Genomic DNA, 18,962 nt, shown 5'->3' with positions numbered 1-18,962 from the left:
GTCAGTCGGGCCTCAGTGACAAGGCGTCGTGGTCCTCGATCGCCGCCGTGGCGCCGCTCAACATCGTGCGAAGCAGTTCCAGCTGGCGGTCGTTGGCGATGTCCAGGCTGCCTGCACCGAGGACGGGGTAGGCGAAGCACCACGCGATGGCGAGCCGGTAGTCGTGCCGCAGTTGTTCTCGGGGGTAAACGATTCCATGTTCGGCCAGGCGCTCGGTGTACCGCTCGAGTAGCTCGCTTTCACAGCGACGCCGTGTCTCGGCCGTAAGGCTCTGACTCAGGAAGTAGCCGATGTCGTAGGCGCCACGACCCTTCGCGCCGATCTGCCAATCCAGCGCGGTCAGCGGCGGGTCGTCGGGGCCGATGGGGAAGAACAGTTGGTCCAGTCGCAGATCACCGTGCACGTACGTCGCGGGCGGCCGCACGAACTCATCCAGGAACCACTGCATCGCCGAGGGGAACCTCTCGCCGAAGTCCCGCATGGCGGGGGACATGTCGGAGCCGATGCGCTCGAGGAATACCGGCCAGGCAGCCTTGAAGTTCGTGATGATGACGTCGGACAGCGGCGGGACGTTCATTGGAGTCAGCCATGTCAGCGATGCCAGTCGGTCGTTGTCCCACCAGTACGCGTGATGGCCGGCGATGGCATCGATAAGGGTTTCGGCATCCGCGACGCTGCAGCCGACGGTCTGATCGGCGTTGCGCAGCCGCCCGAGATCTTCGAGCACCAGCACGAAATCGTGCGTCACTTCGTCGAAGGCGGCGAAATACGGGCGCGCCGGCGGCAGCGGGTTGGCCAGGCCGATTTCCTGGTAGAAGCGGATTTCGCGCAGGTAGAAGTTGCCGGGCTCGCAGATCGCCGTCCGGGCCGACATATCTGCGGTCGGTAGTTTGACGACGACGGTGGCGGGCGTGCCAGGGCCGCCCTCGAGATGAACCCGGTACAGGCGACCCAGCAGGCCGACGCCGATGCCGATCTGCTCGAGCTTGCAGGCCCGCACGTCGGCCTCGAGGACCTCGCTGAGCCAGTCCGGGGTGATACACCGCGGGTCCACCGGGATTGTCGGCATGTTGCGCCTCCCCAGTGGACCCCCGTGAGCGAATTAATCGTACGAGATCAATGGCCTGTCAGCAGTGTTAATGCAGTTGCCGGAGCGCCGAAAGTGCAGTCAGGGCTGTGAGCGGCGACCGATCACGACCCTGGGTGCACTTTCGCGGCCGCTTGGCGTCAACTGATCGGCGGCCCGACCGGTTTCGCCGGCTCAGACGGGGCGGGCTCGACCTTCTTCAGCCACGTCGGATCGATCCCGTCGTCGAGACGGCCCTCTGCCTTGGCATCCAGATAGCGGAAGTACAGCACCGAAAACACGACGACGAGCATCAAGCCCCAACCGTAGGTGAACTTCATGTACTCGAGGAAGCGGCCGGTCGTCGGCCAGTGCCCGAGCAGCCAGCGGTCGGCGCTCATGAACCCGTAGATCGCCACCCACGCAGGCCAATTGCGAAGCACCGAGTTCTTCAGCACCACCGTCATCAGGAACGGGAAAAGCATCATCGAGTAGTAGCCCTGCCCCAGCGACAGCACCAGGAACGAGGTGATCAGCAGCACGCCCGACGACGTCGTCATCCAGAACAGCGGGTCACGGGTCCGGTAGTACTTGTACAGCAGCCACAGCGAGATCACCGCGATAATCGCAAAAGCGATGCGCAACAACAGGATCAACCACGTCGGCAAGCCATAGTAGAGGCCGTTGCCGGCGATCGAGCTGTTGAAGTAGTCGCGCGTGGTGAAGATGTAGGGCACCGTGCGTGTCACAAAATTCATCGGGTCGCTGATCAACGGCCATGCCGCCGCGTTGAACACCAGCGGAACGGCGATTGCGGCAACCAGCGCACGCCATTGGCGGTTCACCAGCGGCAGCAACAACAGCGGGGCCAGCAGCGGTTTGACCACCAATGTCAACCCGATCGCCACACCCGCGAGCCATTCGTGGTTGCGTTTCCCGTCTAGCAGCCACCGGAAGAACAGCACCTCCGCCAGCAGGATGCAGCCGTTGATGTTGCCGAAAACCAGTGTGTTGATCACGCTTTCGGTGCAGAACATCGCCGCCAGCAGCGCGGGCAGCGCGACCGAACCGAAGCCGTAGCCGAACAGGCGCACCAGGAAGTAGGCGGCCAACACGATCGCGATCGTGTTGAACGTGATGAACCAGTACCGCGACGCGTCGACGGGCAGATAACCGAACGGCGCCATCAACAGCGTGCCGCCCGGCGGATAGAGGTAATGCGGGTCGACGTGGTTGAAGTGCTCGTTGTAGATATCCCAGCCCATCTTGAAATTGACGACCGCCCGGTACACGGGTCCGTAGTCGTCGGTGATGTAGCCGTTGGTGGCCAGGACGTAACTGCGGTGAATGATGAACAGGATCGCCAGCGGCCACAGAATCAGTTTCAACAAATGCGCCACGCTGGGTGGGTAGGTTCGAGGCCGGAACGGAGCGGTCACAAGATCACGCACGACCGCACGGTACCCGACCCCTGTCGACGTCAGGCGTCAGGCGGGGCAGAACGTGTCGGTCTCCGGCAGTTCACCGCTGCCGAGGTAGCCGATCACCGGTGGCAGCGCGCACGGCGAGTAGATCGAGGCGCCGTGCCCGATGCCCTGCCACATCACCCGCTTGCTGGCCGACCCGGCGTTGATCACCGTGGCCGCGACCGCTGCGACGCCTTCGTTGCCGACGATCGGGTCGTTCTGGGTGCCCAGCAGCAGCACGGGAATCTTGAGGTTCTTCGGTTCCTCGGGCGCGGACCCGCTGGGCCAGTTCAGGCAGTCGACGAGACTCAGTGCGCCGATGGTGCCGAACTGCGGGTACAGCTTGTTCCACGCGACGACGAGTTCGCGCACCCGGTTCGGAGTCGGCCGGTTCAGCGAGTCGCTGCAGCCGTTGACGAACTGACCGTCGCTGTCGCGCAGGTCCTTGGCCCGGTTGATCAGATCGGTGAACGGAACAGCGTCCCCGGACTGGGCGGCGGCCACGGCCGCGGCCAGGGCGTTGCCTGCCTCGACCCGGTCCCCGCGCGGGTAGGCCAGTGCGGTGGAGATCGCGTTGGCTACGGTCGCGACCGCCGCGCCGTTGGGCCCCCGGCCTTGGCGCGCCGCCGACAGCAGCGCGTCGACCGCGCCCTTGGGATCGGGGCCCAGTACGCAGTTGGTCGCCGCGCACTGCGCGGCCCAGGCGTCCAGCGAAGCCTGCTCGCCCTTGACCCGCTGCTCCATCGCGGCTTCGGCGGCGATCCCCAGCGGCAGCGGGGAGTCGAGCACCAGCCGCGCGACCTTGTTGGGATGCGATCCGGCATAGGCGAGCGCCACCTGCGCTCCGTTTCCGACCCCCAGCAGTGCGAGCGCCGGCACGTCCCAGGTGCTGCGCAGTCGCTCGATGTCTTCGGCAGCGTGCGAGTTGGAGTAGGCCGAATCACCGGGAGCGATGGTGTCGGTACAGCTGGTGGTCGCGGTCTGCACGATCGCACCCAGGTTCGCCACGGGGTCGTCGCCGGACTGGAACTGCGCCTGATCGAGCATCTCCTGCCGGTCGAACAGGTCACGGCAGTCCAGCGCCCCGGACATGCCGATGCCGCGTCGGTCGACGGCCACTATCGGGTGGGTGTTGAGCACGTCGGCACCGGCTCGCGACAGCCACACCGGCAGCTGCACCGACGACGGCAGGTCCGTGCCGGTCGTCATCACCAGCGGACCGGCGTCCTCCGGGGTCTGCGGACCGCGGGCCCGCACCACACCGATGCTGACCGACCCGGACGCACCGTTGATCGGGTCGAGGTCGGCGTCGTAAGTTGCGCAGTCCAGGGTCACCCCGGGCACTGCGGGCACGGCGGCGTCACTGAACGCGCGTGATGTGCAGTCCCGCCAGGCCAAGTCGTTTTTCGGCGCCTCGACGGCCGGCGGACCTTCGGCGGCCTTGGTGGTTTCCGGCTCGCCCTGCGGGCCCGCGCCGGAGTCGGTGGCGAAGCGGGGATTGGCGGCCAGGCCCGGGGAACACGCCGCGACGAACGCCGCGACGGTTGCCAGGCTCAGGAGCCGGATCAGCTGACGACGCCGATGCATGTCGACCACAGTACTGATGCGCGGTTCAGCCGAGCCGGACGTAGCGGGTGCACAGCTAGCGCATCTGCTTGAAGACGCTGCGGTCACCGGACCCGCCGAGCCTCTGACTGGCATGAAGACGATTGCAGCACGCCGATAAGGTGCCCTGCATGGACGGGTCGGCCGCGGTGCAGCATCTGGTCGACCGCCACCCCGACGTCACACCGGATAAGTTGATCGCCCAGCTCGTCCCGCCGCCCACGTTCTCCGACGTGAGCTTCGGCACCTACCTCCCCGACCCTGCCGAGCCGTCGCAGGCCGCGGCCTTGCGGTCATGTGCGCGGTTCTGCGAACAGGCCGCGCAACGGCGGTCGGGGAAGAAGAAACTGTTCGGTCGCCGTGAGGTGTTGCCCGGCGTCGGGCTCTATCTCGACGGCGGTTTCGGTGTCGGTAAGACGCATCTGTTGGCCTCGTCGTACTACCGGCTGCCGGAGCCGAAGGCGTTCGCGACCTTCGGTGAGTTGACGCAACTGGCAAGCGTTTTCGGGTTCGCCGAGTGCATCGATTTGCTGGCCGACTACGTCGTGGTCTGCATCGACGAGTTCGAACTCGACGACCCGGGCAACACCACGCTGATCTCGCGGCTGCTGTCGCAACTGGTCGAACGTGGGGTGTCGATCGCGGCGACGTCAAACACGCTGCCCGAGCAACTGGGGGAGGGCCGGTTCGCCGCGCAGGATTTTCTGCGTGAGATCCACACTCTGGCAGCTATTTTCGAGACGGTGCGCATCGACGGGCCCGACTACCGCCACCGTGACCTCCCGCCCGCGCCGGAGCCGCTGAGCGACGCCGAGGTCAGCTCACGCGCCGCGCGGGCGTCCGGCGCGACGCTCGACGACTTCGACGCGCTGTGCGCACATCTGGCCACCATGCACCCGTCGCGCTACCTGACGCTGATCGAGGGTGTCACCGCGGTCTTTGTCACCGGCGTGCACACGATCGAGGACCAGAATGTTGCGCTGCGCCTGGTGTCGCTGACCGACCGGTTGTATGACGCGGGGACCGCGGTGGTGGCGTCGGGCGCCAAGCTGGACACCATCTTCAGCGAAGAGATGCTGGCCGGTGGATTTCGCAAGAAGTATCTGCGCGCGACGTCGCGGTTGCTTGCGCTCTCGCGGGAAGGCACATGGAGCGGACGATGAAAGTCTCGATCGGGCTGTAGCGCTATAACGCCCGCGCCATCACGTAGTCGTTCTCGACGGCCGCGCCCAACCGAAAGGTCTTGGTGCCGCTGACCGCGAAACCGTGCTTGGCGTAGAACCGCTGCGCGCGAAGGTTCTGCTGGTTGACGCCGAGCCAGACCACTCGCGCGCCGAGGTCGGCGGCCTTCTGCACCGCTGAGGTCATCAGCGCCCCCGCCGCGCCGGTGCCGTGGTGCTCGGGCAGCACGTAGATCTTCGAGACCTCGAGAGCCGGGCGCAGTTCGACGGCGCGCTGGACGTCTGGCTCGTCGGGCACACCGCGAATCAGCATGGCGTAGCCGGTGATCGACCCGTCGGCGTCGCGCGCGACGAGCACCACCCGATCGGGGTCGACGAGGTACTGACGGAAGCGGGCTTGCGACAGGTTCTCGTCGATGAACGCCGCGACGTCGCCCGGGGTCGCCGCCGGAGGGCAGGCGAGAGGAAAGGTACGGCCGGCGACGTCGGCGAGTTCGGCCACATCGGCCTCGACGGCCGCCGTGACGTCAATACCCAACGGCGACTACACGTTCCACTGAGCCAGGTGTTCGCCGGTGATCCTGTCGAGCAGCACCACGTTGGACACCAGGTCGCGGTAGCAGTCCCAGAACACCGCACCGCTGACCGTGGACCCGGCGGGTGCATTGTTCAGCGCGGGTTGCAGCGCGTCCGCAGCGTCGGTGTTGCGCGGTTCGTAGCTGTCGCCAGTGGCCGTCACGCCACGGAAGCTGTAGGTGATCGACTGGGCATACGGCGTCGGCACCTGGATGGAATGGACCGTCACCCAGGCCCGCCACACCTGCTGACGCGGAGGCCGCGGGGGATAGCCGAAGCCGGGCGGAATGGGGGACGGATCGACGCTGTGCACGGTGATGTCGGCGACCAAACCCTTGAACTTCACCTGCAACGTGTCGCCGAGCCTGCCGATCGGGGCGGTCACCGCCGATGCAGGCGCAGCGACTATCCCGGCGACCGTCGCCATCGCGGCGACGAGGAGCACGAACCAGCGACGCATCCCCGCATGATCGCACAAACTGAAACGTGTTACAGCCGCTTCCAGGTCAGGACGCCCCTTACGCGGCCTCGAGGCTCAACAGGGCCGCCTTCGCCTGCGGGCCGCCGACGTACCGTCCGGGCGATCCGTCGGAGCGTACGACGCGGTGGCATGGGATCACGACGGGCAGCGGATTGTGCGCGCATGCGGTTCCCACTGCCCGCACGGCGCGCGGGTTGCCGACGGCGGCGGCGACGTTCGCGTAGCTCTCGCGTCGCCCGTAGCCGATGTCGCGCAGGTGGTCGATGACGCTGCGCCGGAAGCCCGCGGCAAGTCGCAGGTCGACCGGCACCTCGAAGGCCGTGCGGCGCTTGGCGAAGTACTCGTCGAGTTGCCGTGCGACGGTGTCCAGCCGGTCGGGAGCCTTCAGGATGCGCGGGCTGACCACCTCCGCCAGCCGGGTGAGCACCCGGTCGTGGCCCTCGATGCCGAAGGCGACGCGCACTAATCCGACGGTGGTGGCGGCCAACAGCAGCGGGCCGACGGGGCTGTCGAACGTGCGGTACGCGACGTCGAGCACGTCGCCGTCGTCGGCGGCGTGTTCGAGCCGCCGGTGCAACCGCTCGAGCGTTTCGGCGTCGGGCTGCAGGTCGTCGAAGAGGTTGGCGGTCATCGGCTTTCGTCCTCATGGTAGATCTTGCGCAGGGTCTTGATGCCGTCGGCGGCGGCGCGGCGCGCGGCGTCGGGGGAGTTGCCGAGCAGGCCGGCGATCTCGGCGAACGGCAGGCCGGCGATGTGGTGGTAGGCGACGGCCTGGCGCTGTTTGGTGGGCAGGCGTGCCAGCGCGTCCCACAGGTCGGGGTCGCGGCCAGCCGGATCCGCACGCGGCGACGCCAGATCCGGCATCGACGCGGTGGGTGCGGGCCTGCGCGAGCGGGCCCGCCCCACGTCGACGGCGCGACGGTGGGCGATGGTGACGAGCCACGCCTCGACGTTGGCGTCGGCGGGTAACTGCGGGTAGGCGCGCAGCGCGGACAGGAACGTCTCGGACCAGGCGTCCTCGGCGTCGACGGGGCCGACGACCGCGCGGCACACCCGCAGCACGGTCGGTCCGTGCTGGGCCACCACCTCTTCGAACGGTCGCACTCTCACATCATGAAGACGTCGAGGGGCCCACCGGTGTGAGATCAGTCGGTGAAGACTTGCAGCGCGGAGAGGAGGTCGGTTGCGAAGCGGTCCTTGTCGACGCCGGCGCGGTGCAGAGGGCCGTCGTCGTTCTCGGCCTCCCACAGCGCGAGCAGGATGTGCTCGGTTCCGACGTAGTTGTGCCCCAATCGAAGTGCTTGTCGAAACGTGAGTTCGAGCGTCTTCTTCGCGGCGCCGGCGAAGGGAATCAGCGCGGGAAGCTGACCGTCGCTCCGCTCCGGCAGTGACACGACCTTCGACGCGGCGTCGAAGTCCACACCCTGGGCGGCCAAAAGCTTGGCGGCCAGATTGTTGGAATCCTTGAACAACGCCAGCAGTAGGTGATCGGAGCTGATTTCACGGTTGCCGGCGGCGTGGGCGAGGTTCTGGGCTTCCACCACGACGTTGCGTGCGCGCGGGGTGAATCGGCCGAACCCCGCGTCGGGGTCGAGGAGATCGACACCGGCGGGTGTCTTGGCGACGAAGCGCTTCTGGGCGGCCTGCTTGGTGACGCCCATGCACTTGCCGATCTCGGTCCACGACGCCCCCGAGCGGCGGGCTTGGTCGACAAAGTGGCCGATGAGGTGGTCGGCGATCTCGCTGAGGGACTCGGCGGCCAGCACCGCGTCGGTGAGCTGGTCGAGGGGCTCGGAGTGCACGGTTTTGATGACGTCGATCAGGTCGTCGAGCCGGACCGGGTTGGCGATTTCGGCGGGCTTCGTCATGGCGTCAACCCTAGGTTGACCACCACGGGTGCGTCAACCGTTGGTTGACGGTCGCTGGTAGCCCCGTTTGACCGTGCGGTCGAGTAATGTGGACGACGAAACTGTCGCCGGCGGCGCGGAGCCGATCGCCGTCGGCGTCCTGCAGCATTCCGGTGGCGTCGATCGCGACGTGGCCTTGCGGGTCAGCCAGCACGGCGAAGATGTCGGATGGCGCGGCGATGGTGCGATGCACTTCGACGCGGTCGGTCATCAGCAAATCATGCCCTGGTTACGAAACCTGGGGAAAGCAGTTTTGGTCATTGCTGCCGGGGTACCCGGCGGATTGTTATGCGCCACCACGTCGATCCCGCCCGCGTCCGGTCCGCAGTGCTGCGCCGAGCGATCGCGTTCATCAACGAGAACGCGCACAGGGAAATAACACTCGGAGATATTGCCGATGCCGTCAATGTGACGCCGCGCTCCGTGCAGTATGCGTTTCGCCGACACCTCGGCATGACTCCGCTGGAGTATCTGCGACTGGTGAGGCTCGATTGCGCGCATCGCGAACTGCAAACTGCGGACCCCCGCAGCGACACCGTGATGGCGATCGCCGGTCGATGGGGATTCAGCCATGCGGGCCGATTCAGCGACGTTTACAAGCGCACCTTCGGGACCGCCCCGAGCGAGACGTTGCGCTCCTGAGCGCTTATCTCGGGAAGAAGCCCTCGCGCGTGAAGAAGCCGGGTTGCCATCCTCGCGCTCCTAGGCACAGCATGGGTCGGCCGTCGGGTGACTGCGCAGCGGCCTGCGGCTTGGGGCACGGCGAGCCGACTTCCTGCACGCCGAACAGTTCGTAGGCGGCGACCCAGAAGCCGGTGTACACGGGCGGCCATTGATTCTCGATCCAGCGGCACTGCAGGACTTCGCCGCCGGGACCGCGGCCGAAGGTGAACCGCTCCATGTTGGTGCATGGACCGGCGAGGTGGGCGTCGTAGTTCATGCCCGGGACGTCGGTGGCGTAGCGACCCGGAGCGTCGGGGTAGTCGGTGTCGTCAGCGGAGGCGAACGGAGCCGCGCAGACGGCGGCGCCGGCGATCGCAGCGGCGGCGAGCAGTTGGCGAATCATGTCTCACCCTCGTGTCGTCATGACCGGTCGTTCTTCGCAAATCGTAGTAGGTACGACGCGACGGCCGCGGACTTTCCCGTCACGCGGGGGCACGCGGATGCCGCACGCACGTCGACGGGGTCAATTCAGCTGTTGTCGAGAGATCGGTAATGGTGGAAATCCGCTACCGAAGTCCGGTCTGTCGTGGCGAGCAGCCCATCGAGCGGGCACTGCGCCGATCTCTTTGTGGCACAGCCTTTCTCGCCCGCATCTTTCTAGAGCTCGGTTGAGGTCAGCCAGCCCCGCCCGGTCGTCGTACACCCGCCGACCCTGCGCCCGCGCCAGGCGCAGGAAACAGCTCCATCGGTGGACAACATCGCGCCCTCATCCCGTGCGGCTCGTGCGAGCGGACCCATGACCGCGGTTGAAGCGCCTCTCGCAGAGGAGGCTGGTGTGAAGCATAGGTATCGGCGGCTGGGTTAAACCTTCGTGCGCTTCGGCTCAATCAGGCAGACTGAGCCGGTGGGAAATGACCACGTCAGGGCGCACATATCGAAAAAGCTCTCTGCGCTGCGACGGCACGGAGGCGTGACCCGATGAGTTGGGCGACCATGGTCTCGACCACTCTGGTGCGTTTCGCGAGTGTTGTGTCGACTGCCGCCGTCGCAATTTGGACGAAGCGCATCGACGCGAGAACCAAGCAACAAGAAAGAGACCACGCTTTGGTCTTGGACTTCGAGAAGCGGGCGGGAGAGGAGAAGAAGGCCGCACTGAAGTGCCTAATCTCTGCGACTCTCCACCTCAAGCGCGGAGCAGAACTACTCGTCGGTGCCGAGCAGAGCCTCAGCCAACGGCGGGCCGAGGCCATCAGGCAACTGTACGAATTCCGTATCCGCCTGGGTCTCGACGACGGCATAGCCGAGTTGATGATTTATGCCGCAGAACCGGTTCGCGACCTCACCGAATTATTGCTCGACGAATGGGACCGCCAGTTCCGCGATCACGGCTACTCGCTCGCACAGTTGGATGCGTGCAAGAGGCGACTAGTCCAGACGGCGGGCGACGTTCCGCCGACCGACGAAGAGGCGATTTATGCGGAGCGCAAGTGGTGTGAGCTCAAAGAAGAAGAAGGATCATGGCTCAAGAGACTCGGCGACGAGTCGGAGCTTGACGTCGAGGCGCTGGTGGCGCTGTGCCATCGCGTCTTGAAAGCCGCCCATAAGGATCTCCGTGGTGGCTACGGCGTAGAAACATGATTGAGGCCGTTGACGACTGATGTTGCTAGCGAACAACGCTTGAGACGTGGTGCGCGATACCGAGATAGAACCCGAATCGCCTGCTGTACAACACGATTGCATCCAGAAAATTGGGTAAGGGTAGCCGACATCGTCCGCCGAGGCTAGTAGTCACGGGCTTGTTGAATCTGACTCTTGATTTCCCTGTAGGCCTGGACTCGTGCCATCACTGCATCTGCAGCCGAGTCCGTTGGCGTGGTGTCTGGCGCGGCCTCAATCCCATAAAGCAAGCCGCTCAACTTTGCATGCAGTTCTGCGCGTTGTTCTGCAGTCCGCGCGTCCTTGCGCTCGTCGCTGAGTGATTTGTCGATGAGGCGCGCCTCCGTCGCGCACTTGCCGATTAGTTCAACTCGTTCGACAGCAGCCAGTTCCAGGTTGGCAACGGTGGTCTTCGCCTCGGCGAGGATTCTGCGATCATCCGGGCTGGGCTTGTCAAGAGCGGACAATTCGTCAGCAACTTTACGTAGAGCGTGTGCTTTCTGAAAGTTGTCCGTGATTTGTTGGATGTCGGCAGTGAAGTCGACATCACCGAGCCACCCGGTGCGCGCAGCTTCCGATGCGCCCACCTGTCTTACAGCAGCCATTGCAGATTCAACGAGCGCGGCGTTTTCTTTACCCAGTGCCCGGATGCGCTGTTGCTTTTTTTTACGGGCTTTCTCTTCGCGTTCCCGTTTCTCCGCGGCCGCACGGGCTGCACGCTCCGCGCGTGCTCGCTCCTCCGCTGCTGCGCGGCTCTTCTTGTATTCCGATGTCGCCCACGCGGTGAACCCGATCAGAATCGCACCCCCGGCGACAACGCCGAGCGCAATCCAGATCTCTTTCGGAATCAACGCGATGAGCACGATGACGAAAACGATCAGCCCAGCAATACCCTTGCCGACGTCGTCCGAACCTTTGCTACTCATGTTTCGCGTCTTCTGGTCGTCCAGGACCGCGCGTAGTTAAGCGCCACATGGCCATCGGAACAACGGCGGGGCGACGTTCGTCGATGTAGCCGCCTGAGCGGCGGGCAACACATGGTGGTGGCACAGATTTACAGGGTTGGTGTCGGGCCTGTCTGGCCAGGGACAGCTCGGTCATGGACAGTCCTCGGTGTCTATTCGAACCACACCGAAGTCGATCGCGGTGTCTTTGGTGATGGTCGATCCGGGCGGTGGTGTAGATGTACAGACCTGCCAATTCGCATCCATGATCTGGTTGCGGCCTTGACCTGTGAGGTCGGTAGACCCGGAGTAGAAGACCTCGTTATCTGTGAGGGATTGGATAGCGTCCTGGGCGTCCTGCAGGTTCCTGCCGATCAAGTTCGGCATCGTCCAGGATTGCGCTGCTGGGGCAACCGAGCCGTCAGGGACGGGCAAGCTGGGCGTCGGTGAGATTGCCGGTTCTGGTGCGTCGGCTACCGGACGTTCCGTTGTCACCGTGACTGTCTCATTGGTGGAGCCGGAGGGCTTGAGCACCCTGAAGCGATGATTCCTGCTGCGATCGCTGCGATCCACCCCTGTTTCCCCATGCGCGTCATATTAACGACGAGACCGACAAGATAACTCGAAGTGCTCGGCGATGGCCCCGGCAAAGGCTCCGGGCGCTGTGGCGGCGGCAATGACGGCGCGAATCATGAAGGGGCTGCGACTTGTAGTGGTTGGCTTTCCTGAAACCATGGGCAGACTCGCTAACAGATAGTCTGATCACAGGTTCCATTCCTGTGAAACCCGTCGGACAGCCGCGTACTCCGACGTCCCGTTGCTGACTTCACCGATGATGTGCATTGACATCAACGCCGACACGAGCCCGATGATGTTAGCCAGCGTTCCTCGCCGAGCACGGCGATCATCACAGAATGCGGTAGCGAACTGATCTTAGGGAAACACCTGATTCCTCAGGTCCGGTCTTTCCGTAGCGTCTGTACTGAGCCGACCGCTCCGGCGTGTTGACTGCGTATCGGTAATCGTGGGGGGTCGGAGTGCCGTCGGGGGCACTCCAACACTGTCTTGTGCCGGTACGGGCAGCGCGGGAAGCGGTGGCATCTCTGCGATGGCCACTACCAACTGAGGGAACCACTGTGCATCAACCAGACTCACCAATTTCGGCCTCGAGCGGGCGGTGGTGCCCCAAGCGGCCTAAGACCTCTGACGCGAAATGGTCTGTGCAGTGAGCGCGGGCTGGTTCCCCGATCCCGGCGGCCAGCCGGGGCAGCGCTATTACGACGGCCGGCGGTGGACTCAGCACTTTGTGCCCACGCCGCCACCGAGTGCGCCGGCACCGTCGGCGGTGGCGGTGGCGGTGTCTTCCGGCGGAGGAGCTAACCATGCACTGCACGCTGTGCTGACGTTGCTGACCTGTGGGCTGTGGCTGCCGATCTGGATTCTGGTCGCCCTCTTCAGTGGGTTGTCTGGATCGTCGGTCGCTGTCGGAGGTGGCCCCGGTGGTGTGAACGTGAGGACTCGGTCGCGGACTCCACTGATCGTGGCAGGCGTGATCCTCGGGCTGGTGTTGCTGGGCAACATCATCGAGCACCCATGGTTGCTCCTCGTGTTGGTTCCGATGGTCGGCGCCGGCGGATTCTTCTTCTGGAAATACAAGTCCGCGCAGGATCGAAAGGCTCAGGAACTTCGCGAGCAGTATCGCCGTGACGTTCTCGCCAACCGCGCCGACTATGAGGACAAGCTCTTCGCCGAGGGTGACCCGCGGGGCATCTACGGTCGGTACCCGCCGCCGAATTACGGGGCGAACTTGTGACGCGATACAGGTCTTCCATCCGCGTCGTGGCGGCGCCAGCCGGTCTCGCAGCCGCGGCGCACGCCGATTCCAAAGTGCCGTATCGGCGAGCAGCAGCGAATCGACAAAAAGGTCACGCTGTGGCGGTGAGATGGATCAGACCCTACCCAGAGCGAAATCTCGAGCCTGTTGTCGTCGATGGTCGACTACTACACGATGGGGTGCAGCAGAAGAATTTGGGAACCGGGTCAATTCAACTGCTCGGATCATTCAAAGCGGAGCAGCAGATGACCTATCGACTGTATGAGGCGGTGCCGTACTTGCGTCCGTATGCAGCGTTCGCAGATTGCACTGACTTCGAAACCCTGAGGCTTTGGGCCGTAAAGAACAACGAGTGGAAAGGCCAACGCGCGAACGCGGTGATCGTGTCCGATGAAGGTCGCTTCTGGTATGTCGCTCGGAATGGCTCTTGTCGAGAAGTCAGCAGTGTGCGCGGGCGTGCCAACAAACCGTCTCAAGTCGAACGGCTGACGGGTCGGTTGGAGGATCGACCTGGCTACGGCAATGACGACGCCGCGAGCCTCGGCTACAGCCTGCCCCCGGCTGCGAGGTGGGAACACAAGACGATTCACGTGCCCCCGGACACCGAAGGCGGTCTGCCGCCGTCGCCAGCGGGCAGCTAACGGCGCGATGGGCGAAACCGGGCCGGCAGGCGGCTTGGAACAAGGGATCGCTAGACAGTCGGGGTTGAGGCGTTCGGTCTCGGCGGCGAATCGCCGGAACCTCGGCTTGGGTGTACGTGCGCTCAGTCGTGCATGGGGTTGTCGTCATGGCGAAACCTCTCGGGTTTTGCCACCGTGAGGTCCAATCTAGGTTCGCGAACCGTTCACGAATATCCGCAGGCAGAACGTGGTGCGCGATACTGGGATTGAACCAGTGACCTCTTCCGTGTCAGGGAAGCGCTCTCCCGCTGAGCTAATCGCGCCAGAAACCTCGTTGGAGGTGGAGACGGGAATCGAACCCGTGTGCACGGCTTTGCAGGCCGTTGCCTCACCACTCGGCCACTCCACCGCTGGGGTTGATGCCACTGCACCTTCGAGCGGATGACGGGATTCGAACCCGCGACCCTCACCTTGGCAAGGTGATGCGCTACCAACTGCGCTACATCCGCGCGCCACGAACGACTCGTCGCTCGTCGCGAAGGACGACGATAGTCCACCAAAGTGTAGCTGCACAAATCTCGACGTTCCCCGGTGCGTCTCTGCCCGTTCACATCTCGAAACGGCTGGTACGGCCCGCGGGAGAGGAAGAACCGGGGCCTGCGTCGTCCCCCCGGCAGGCGGCCCGGCTTCGCGCAGCCGGCGAGTATCGCCGCCCATCGGCGAAGATCAGCCATCGGGGCTTAGCCCGTGACCTCGCGCGGCCACTTCGAAACCAGGCAGTCCGCCGCTGCTTATCCCGTCGAGCGGATTCGGGCCGTAGCCCCTCATCGTGCTAGTCTTCGACGTCGTTCGGCCATTCGGTCGACTCTCCGGTCTCGTAGCTCAGTGGGAGAGCGTCCGCCTCACACGCGGAAGGTCGCTGGTTCGAACCCAGCCGGGACCACATCTCCGTCGGCAGGCGCCGCGACGCCCTGTCTTCATAGACTCGCCACTATGACTTTCATGATCGGTCCAACATGTGCCGGTGGCCATGCCTGATACGAACCAGCCCGTGGTGATCCTTCCGGAAACTGAATGCTGGCGGCTCTTGGGCACGGTGTCGTTGGGTCGACTGGTCACCAGTGTCGACGACAACCCCGAGATCTTTCCCGTCAACTTCGCCGTTCAGCGCCGCACGCTGCTGTTCCGCACCGCCGAGGGCACCAAGTTGGTCAGCACGGCCATCAACCGCGACGTGGTGTTCGAAGCCGATGAATACACCACCGCCGAGGGCTGGAGCGTGATCGTCCGCGGCGTGGCCCGGTCGGTGCGCGATGACGACGACGTCGCGGAGGCCGAACGGGCGCAACTGCTGTCCTGGCCCGAAACGGTCAAACAACACTATGTCCGCGTGCTTGCGAGAAAGGTCACCGGCCGCCGCTTCCGGTTTGGGCCGGCGGACCCGGACCCGCGCAGCTAACGCATGCGAGTCACGCTTGGCGCGCGACGATCACCGGCATCCGGACGGACTGGAGCACCGCAGCGCTGACCGAACCGAGCAGCATGCCCGCGAAGCCGCCGCGTCCGCGGCTGCCCACGATTACCAGCTGTGCTTCCTCGGAATGTTCGATGAGCTGGCGGGCCGGCTGATCGCAGACCACGAGGCGGTAAACCTGCACATCGGGATAGCGCTCCTGCCACCCTGCCAGGCGCTCGGCCAGCAACGCATCCTCGGACGACTTCATCGTCGACCAGTCCATGCCGGGGTAGTCGAGGACGCCGGCATCGCTCCATGCGTGCAGGGCAACGAGGTCCACCTGACGCAGCGAGGCCTGCTCGAACGCGATTGCCGTCGCCAGCTCAGATGCAGGGCTGCCGTCGATTCCCACCAGAACGGGTGCCTTGGCGGGGTGCGGCATCAGTGGATCTTCGTCGTGGATGACCGCCACAGGGCAATGCGCGTGGTGAACGAGCCCGGCGCTGACGGAGCCGAGCACACTGCCCAGCGCCCCCTGCCCCCGACTTCCGACCACGACCATGTCGGCGTTCCGCGAAAGCTCTACGAGCGTCGGAACCGTTGCCGCATAATGGATCTCGGTCTGCGTCTGTGGCCGCTCGGCCCCAGTGGTGGCCCGCCTCGCGACCTGAGCGGCGTCGTCGAGGAACGACTGTCCCCGCTCCTGCTGCCATTTCCCGAAGTCGCCGGGCAGCGGCGACGCAGACCAGGTGGCCACCACCGGGTTGGCGACGTGGACCAGTATCAGCGGGCGGTTTCGCAGTGCGGCATCGCGTGCGGCCCAGTCGACGGCGACCTTGGACGCCGGCGACCCGTCGACCCCGACCACGATGCCCCGGTCTTGTGCGTTGGTGGACATGACTTGAACGCTAGATCAAAGACCGAGGGACCGTTGCGCGTCCTTCAGCGTCTGAGCGGACGTCCGCAGTCCCTCCAGTTCGTCGGTCGACAGCGCCAACTCCAGAATCCGTTGTGCACCCTCGGCTGAGACGACCGTCGGCAGTGACAGCGCCACATCGCTGATGCCGTGCGCGCCGTCCTGCACCGTCGAGACGGGTAAGACGCGGCGTTGATCCTGCAGGATCGCTTCGATAATGCGTGCTGTTGCCAACCCGATCGCGAGGTTCGTCGCGCCCTTGCCGGAGATGATCTCGTAGGCGGCGTTCACCACGTTCGTCCCGATCTCGTCCCGGACCTGCGCGCGGAAAACCGGGACGCCATCGATGCGGAAGTCCGCTGCCCGGACGCCCCCGATCGAAACCGCAGACCACAGCGGAATCTCGGAGTCACCGCGCTCGCCGACGATGAACGCGTGCACATTGCCCACCGCCACCCGCGCTCGTTCCGCGATCATGAAGCGAAACCTGCTGGAGTCCAGAAGCGTTCCCGAGCCGATTATCCGACCGGGCGCGGGTTGGACCGCCTTGACCGCGGCATAGGTGACGACGTCGACCGGATTGGTCACGAAAATGATTACGGCGTCCGGCGAGTGTTCGAGCAACCTTGGCGTGAGTGTGTGCGCCATCGCCACATTGGTGGCGGCCAGGTCGAGTCGGCTCTGGCCGGGATGCTGCTTCGCGCCCGCAGTGACGATCACTATCGCGGAGTGCGCCGTCACCGCGATGTCGTCTGAACCGACGATCGCGCAATGCGGGACGAACTGGCTTCCATGTGTCAGGTCGAGTACCTCGGCCCGGACCTTGGCCGCATTCGTGTCGTGAAGCGCAAGCGCTCCGGCCGAGCCTCGGATCAGGCAGGCGTAGGCGATCGCAGTGCCCACGGAACCGACGCCCACCACCGATATCTTCTTGTGCGGTCGCCGGTCGCCGGATTCGGTCATCGCCCCGATGGTGACACCGCCCGCCGTGGCGCACACGTCCGTACTGCGAAGGTCACGCCGGAGAGCTAGCGGCGCCGGCGCCAGGCGATGATCCCGAGCACGGCCAACACCGCGATGACCGCCGCGACCGGAACCGTCCGCTTCGGGTTGTCGGTGGCCGTGTGCCGGAGCGTGTCCGCTCTCTCGGCGACGCGCTCTTTCGTCTCGCTCGCCTTTTCCTTGGCGCGCGCCTTCACATCCATCTTGGCCTGCAGCGCTTCGACCGTCTCGCCGAGTTCGTGGCGGGTCTGCTCGATATCCGCCTCGATGTCGTTAATACCCGCATCGGGGCCTGGTTCGGGGCGGGAATTCGGCGCGGTCATGAGCGGGTGTCCTTCAGCTCTTGGATGTCGGCTTTCACCGTCTCGACGGTCTTGGGGGCCGCGGGAGTGACCTCACGCGCCTGTCTGCGTCCGACAAGCGCCGCGATACCCGCGACGAGGAACAGCACCGCGGCGACGATCAGCGCCGCGGCCCAAACCTCCAGTACGAGGGACAGCGCCGCCACCGCCGCCGCGATCAGCGTCGCCGCGCCGAAGAAAGCCAACAGGCCTGCAATGCTGAACAAGCCCGCACCGATACCGGCATGCTTGGCCGATTCTTGAAATTCTTTTTGCGCCAACCGCATCTCGTCGCGAATCAGCCGCGACGTCTGCGTCGACAACTGACCCATCAATTCGCCGATCGACGCGTCCGGGGTAGGCCTCGATTCCACCGTCATCACACACCAACCTCTGACTTGTCTTGACCTGTCCGACAGTGATGCCCATGGTCATCGACCGCGAAACCCGAATGACGATCGTGATCTTGGTGACGCGGCGAGGCACCGCGTAATCGCAGGTGAACGTGATATCGAGCCCGCCGCTGAGGACGTATGCGGCTCTACCATGCCGAACCGGTCACCGTTTGGAAACGGTGCGGTGCGGCGTGGGGCGTCCATGGCGATCGGCTGCTGATATTAACGCGGTCGCTTAACTGCGACTCGGTACGGCATGCAGATCTGCAGCCCCGGTTTGAACGGAAAGTTGTGAGTGCGAGTGGAGGGATCAACGTCGATGACGACCTTTAGACGAGTCAACATCGCGGCAGCTGTGGGTGCTGGACTGTGTGGGGTAGCCATTGCGTTGAGTCCGGCCGCGTCGGCCGGAGGCTATGAGTGTGTCCCTTCGGCGACCGGGGAGGCTCCCGCGGGAGTACCGGCTGGTGCGGTGTGCGCTCCGGTCAACGAGATGGCCGGCATACCGATGGCACTGCCCGGCCCGCCGCCGATCGCACCGCCCCTGGTGCCGCCGGTGGTGCCGCCGCCCCTGGTGCCGCCGCCCTTGGTACCCCCGATGGTGCCGCCGCCCCTGGTGCCCCCGATAGCACCGCCGCCTGTCGTCCCGCCGGTGGCGGGTGCTCCGATTGTGGGCGGCGCCCCGGCCGTCGTCGGCGCTCCGCTCACCGAGATGGGCGGGTTGGCCGGTAAGGGGGACAAGGTCGGACCACCGGCGCCAGGAGCGCCTGTGCCGGGCCAACCCACTGCGCCCGGTCCGGTGACGTGACGGTGCACTGAACGAGTCCCTCCGGGTTGGCCCGGCGGCGAGCGC

22 protein-coding genes, 4 tRNA genes and 1 pseudogene are annotated in these 18,962 nt (G+C 65.1%); 8 read left to right on the top strand and 19 right to left on the bottom strand.

The window, feature by feature from the left end; translation table 11 throughout:
* Nucleotide 1 precedes the first annotated feature (1 nt).
* The 3 genes from QGN32_RS01995 to QGN32_RS01985 form a co-directional block, all read right to left on the bottom strand.
* Entirely contained in the window at nt 2–1,069 is a 1,068-nt protein-coding gene (locus QGN32_RS01995; protein WP_326547010.1) for an oxidoreductase family protein, read from the bottom strand.
* A 158-nt stretch (nt 1,070–1,227) separates the two neighbouring features.
* Nucleotides 1,228–2,517, bottom strand: a complete 1,290-nt coding sequence (gene aftC, locus QGN32_RS01990; RefSeq protein ID WP_326547009.1) for an arabinofuranan 3-O-arabinosyltransferase — start codon at nt 2,515–2,517, stop codon at nt 1,228–1,230.
* Nucleotides 2,518–2,553: 36 nt separating this feature from the next.
* On the bottom strand, nt 2,554–4,119 hold the full coding sequence (locus tag QGN32_RS01985) for an alpha/beta fold hydrolase (protein WP_326547008.1): 1,566 nt from the start codon (nt 4,117–4,119) through the stop codon (nt 2,554–2,556).
* Between the two features lie 149 nt (nt 4,120–4,268).
* On the opposite strand from QGN32_RS01985, the gene zapE reads away from it, so the two are divergent.
* Complete coding sequence (zapE, locus tag QGN32_RS01980; RefSeq protein ID WP_326547007.1) at nt 4,269–5,300, top strand: cell division protein ZapE; 1,032 nt, start codon at nt 4,269–4,271, stop codon at nt 5,298–5,300.
* Between the two features lie 22 nt (nt 5,301–5,322).
* Here the strand turns inward: zapE and QGN32_RS01975 are convergent, their stop codons facing one another.
* The 6 genes and pseudogenes from QGN32_RS01975 to QGN32_RS01950 all read right to left on the bottom strand — a co-directional run.
* A complete protein-coding gene (locus tag QGN32_RS01975) occupies nt 5,323–5,856 on the bottom strand; it encodes a GNAT family N-acetyltransferase (RefSeq protein WP_326547006.1) in 534 nt (177 codons plus the stop codon).
* A 6-nt stretch (nt 5,857–5,862) separates the two neighbouring features.
* Nucleotides 5,863–6,354: a hypothetical protein gene (locus QGN32_RS01970; RefSeq protein WP_326547005.1), complete on the bottom strand. Its 492-nt coding sequence runs from the start codon at nt 6,352–6,354 to the stop codon at nt 5,863–5,865.
* A 58-nt stretch (nt 6,355–6,412) separates the two neighbouring features.
* Nucleotides 6,413–7,006 (bottom strand): methylated-DNA--[protein]-cysteine S-methyltransferase, encoded by a 594-nt coding sequence (locus QGN32_RS01965; protein ID WP_326547004.1) that lies wholly within the window; start codon nt 7,004–7,006, stop codon nt 6,413–6,415.
* A complete protein-coding gene (locus QGN32_RS01960) occupies nt 7,003–7,479 on the bottom strand; it encodes an RNA polymerase sigma factor (RefSeq protein ID WP_326547003.1) in 477 nt (158 codons plus the stop codon). Before QGN32_RS01960 ends, QGN32_RS01965 begins: the two co-directional genes overlap by 4 nt.
* A 41-nt stretch (nt 7,480–7,520) precedes the next feature.
* On the bottom strand, nt 7,521–8,243 hold the full coding sequence (locus tag QGN32_RS01955) for a Clp protease N-terminal domain-containing protein (RefSeq protein ID WP_326547002.1): 723 nt from the start codon (nt 8,241–8,243) through the stop codon (nt 7,521–7,523).
* Nucleotides 8,244–8,322: 79 nt separating this feature from the next.
* Nucleotides 8,323–8,493: pseudogene (locus tag QGN32_RS01950) on the bottom strand (SRPBCC family protein); the annotation flags it as partial.
* Between the two features lie 77 nt (nt 8,494–8,570).
* Between QGN32_RS01950 and QGN32_RS01945 the strand changes: the two are divergent.
* Nucleotides 8,571–8,924 carry a helix-turn-helix transcriptional regulator gene (locus tag QGN32_RS01945; RefSeq protein WP_326547001.1) on the top strand — a complete coding sequence of 118 codons (354 nt, stop codon included), beginning with the start codon at nt 8,571–8,573 and terminating at the stop codon, nt 8,922–8,924.
* A 4-nt stretch (nt 8,925–8,928) separates the two neighbouring features.
* On the opposite strand, the gene QGN32_RS01940 is transcribed toward QGN32_RS01945, so the two are convergent.
* Nucleotides 8,929–9,348 (bottom strand): hypothetical protein, encoded by a 420-nt coding sequence (locus tag QGN32_RS01940; RefSeq protein ID WP_326547000.1) that lies wholly within the window; start codon nt 9,346–9,348, stop codon nt 8,929–8,931.
* Between the two features lie 575 nt (nt 9,349–9,923).
* Here QGN32_RS01940 and QGN32_RS01935 point away from each other — a divergent pair.
* Complete coding sequence (locus QGN32_RS01935; protein ID WP_326546999.1) at nt 9,924–10,583, top strand: hypothetical protein; 660 nt, start codon at nt 9,924–9,926, stop codon at nt 10,581–10,583.
* Nucleotides 10,584–10,726: 143 nt separating this feature from the next.
* Here the strand turns inward: QGN32_RS01935 and QGN32_RS01930 are convergent, their stop codons facing one another.
* Entirely contained in the window at nt 10,727–11,527 is an 801-nt protein-coding gene (locus QGN32_RS01930; protein WP_326546998.1) for a hypothetical protein, read from the bottom strand.
* A gap of 171 nt (nt 11,528–11,698) precedes the next feature.
* On the bottom strand, nt 11,699–12,118 hold the full coding sequence (locus tag QGN32_RS01925) for a PASTA domain-containing protein (protein WP_326546997.1): 420 nt from the start codon (nt 12,116–12,118) through the stop codon (nt 11,699–11,701).
* Nucleotides 12,119–12,770: 652 nt separating this feature from the next.
* Between QGN32_RS01925 and QGN32_RS01920 the strand changes: the two genes are divergently transcribed.
* Together QGN32_RS01920 and QGN32_RS01915 are read left to right on the top strand one after the other, a co-directional pair.
* Nucleotides 12,771–13,358: a DUF2510 domain-containing protein gene (locus QGN32_RS01920; protein WP_326546996.1), complete on the top strand. Its 588-nt coding sequence runs from the start codon at nt 12,771–12,773 to the stop codon at nt 13,356–13,358.
* Nucleotides 13,359–13,558: 200 nt separating this feature from the next.
* Nucleotides 13,559–14,020 carry a hypothetical protein gene (locus QGN32_RS01915; protein WP_326546995.1) on the top strand — a complete coding sequence of 154 codons (462 nt, stop codon included), beginning with the start codon at nt 13,559–13,561 and terminating at the stop codon, nt 14,018–14,020.
* A gap of 227 nt (nt 14,021–14,247) precedes the next feature.
* Here the strand turns inward: QGN32_RS01915 and QGN32_RS01910 are convergent.
* The 3 genes from QGN32_RS01910 to QGN32_RS01900 all read right to left on the bottom strand — a co-directional run bounded on the left by QGN32_RS01910 (nt 14,248) and on the right by QGN32_RS01900 (nt 14,508).
* A tRNA-Val gene (locus QGN32_RS01910) sits at nt 14,248–14,322 on the bottom strand.
* A gap of 12 nt (nt 14,323–14,334) precedes the next feature.
* Nucleotides 14,335–14,408 (bottom strand) — tRNA-Cys (locus QGN32_RS01905).
* A gap of 27 nt (nt 14,409–14,435) precedes the next feature.
* Nucleotides 14,436–14,508: transfer RNA gene (locus tag QGN32_RS01900), tRNA-Gly, on the bottom strand.
* A gap of 362 nt (nt 14,509–14,870) precedes the next feature.
* On the opposite strand from QGN32_RS01900, the gene QGN32_RS01895 reads away from it, so the two are divergent.
* Together QGN32_RS01895 and QGN32_RS01890 are read left to right on the top strand one after the other, a co-directional pair.
* Nucleotides 14,871–14,942, top strand: a tRNA-Val gene (locus tag QGN32_RS01895).
* Between the two features lie 87 nt (nt 14,943–15,029).
* Entirely contained in the window at nt 15,030–15,458 is a 429-nt protein-coding gene (locus QGN32_RS01890) for a pyridoxamine 5'-phosphate oxidase family protein (protein ID WP_326548885.1), read from the top strand.
* A gap of 10 nt (nt 15,459–15,468) precedes the next feature.
* Here QGN32_RS01890 and QGN32_RS01885 read toward each other — a convergent pair whose 3' ends face one another.
* The 4 genes from QGN32_RS01885 to QGN32_RS01870 all read right to left on the bottom strand — a co-directional run bounded on the left by QGN32_RS01885 (nt 15,469) and on the right by QGN32_RS01870 (nt 18,094).
* Nucleotides 15,469–16,353: a universal stress protein gene (locus tag QGN32_RS01885; RefSeq protein WP_326546994.1), complete on the bottom strand. Its 885-nt coding sequence runs from the start codon at nt 16,351–16,353 to the stop codon at nt 15,469–15,471.
* A gap of 15 nt (nt 16,354–16,368) precedes the next feature.
* Entirely contained in the window at nt 16,369–17,334 is a 966-nt protein-coding gene (locus QGN32_RS01880) for an L-lactate dehydrogenase (RefSeq protein WP_326546993.1), read from the bottom strand.
* A gap of 65 nt (nt 17,335–17,399) precedes the next feature.
* The gene (locus QGN32_RS01875) at nt 17,400–17,696 is read right to left on the bottom strand and encodes a DUF3618 domain-containing protein (protein WP_326546992.1); all 297 of its coding nucleotides are present in this window, start codon (nt 17,694–17,696) and stop codon (nt 17,400–17,402) included.
* The gene (locus QGN32_RS01870; protein ID WP_326546991.1) at nt 17,693–18,094 is read right to left on the bottom strand and encodes a phage holin family protein; all 402 of its coding nucleotides are present in this window, start codon (nt 18,092–18,094) and stop codon (nt 17,693–17,695) included. Before QGN32_RS01870 ends, QGN32_RS01875 begins: the two co-directional genes overlap by 4 nt.
* A gap of 334 nt (nt 18,095–18,428) precedes the next feature.
* Here QGN32_RS01870 and QGN32_RS01865 point away from each other — a divergent pair, with 334 nt between their 5' ends.
* Nucleotides 18,429–18,917 (top strand): hypothetical protein, encoded by a 489-nt coding sequence (locus QGN32_RS01865; RefSeq protein WP_326546990.1) that lies wholly within the window; start codon nt 18,429–18,431, stop codon nt 18,915–18,917.
* The last annotated feature ends 45 nt before the right edge of the window (nt 18,918–18,962 follow it).

The sequence above is a fragment of the Mycolicibacterium sp. ND9-15 genome (assembly GCF_035918395.1).
GTDB lineage: Bacteria > Actinomycetota > Actinomycetes > Mycobacteriales > Mycobacteriaceae > Mycobacterium.
Note: the sequence above shows the minus strand (reverse complement) of the source record. Positions and strands in the feature narration are given on the sequence as shown.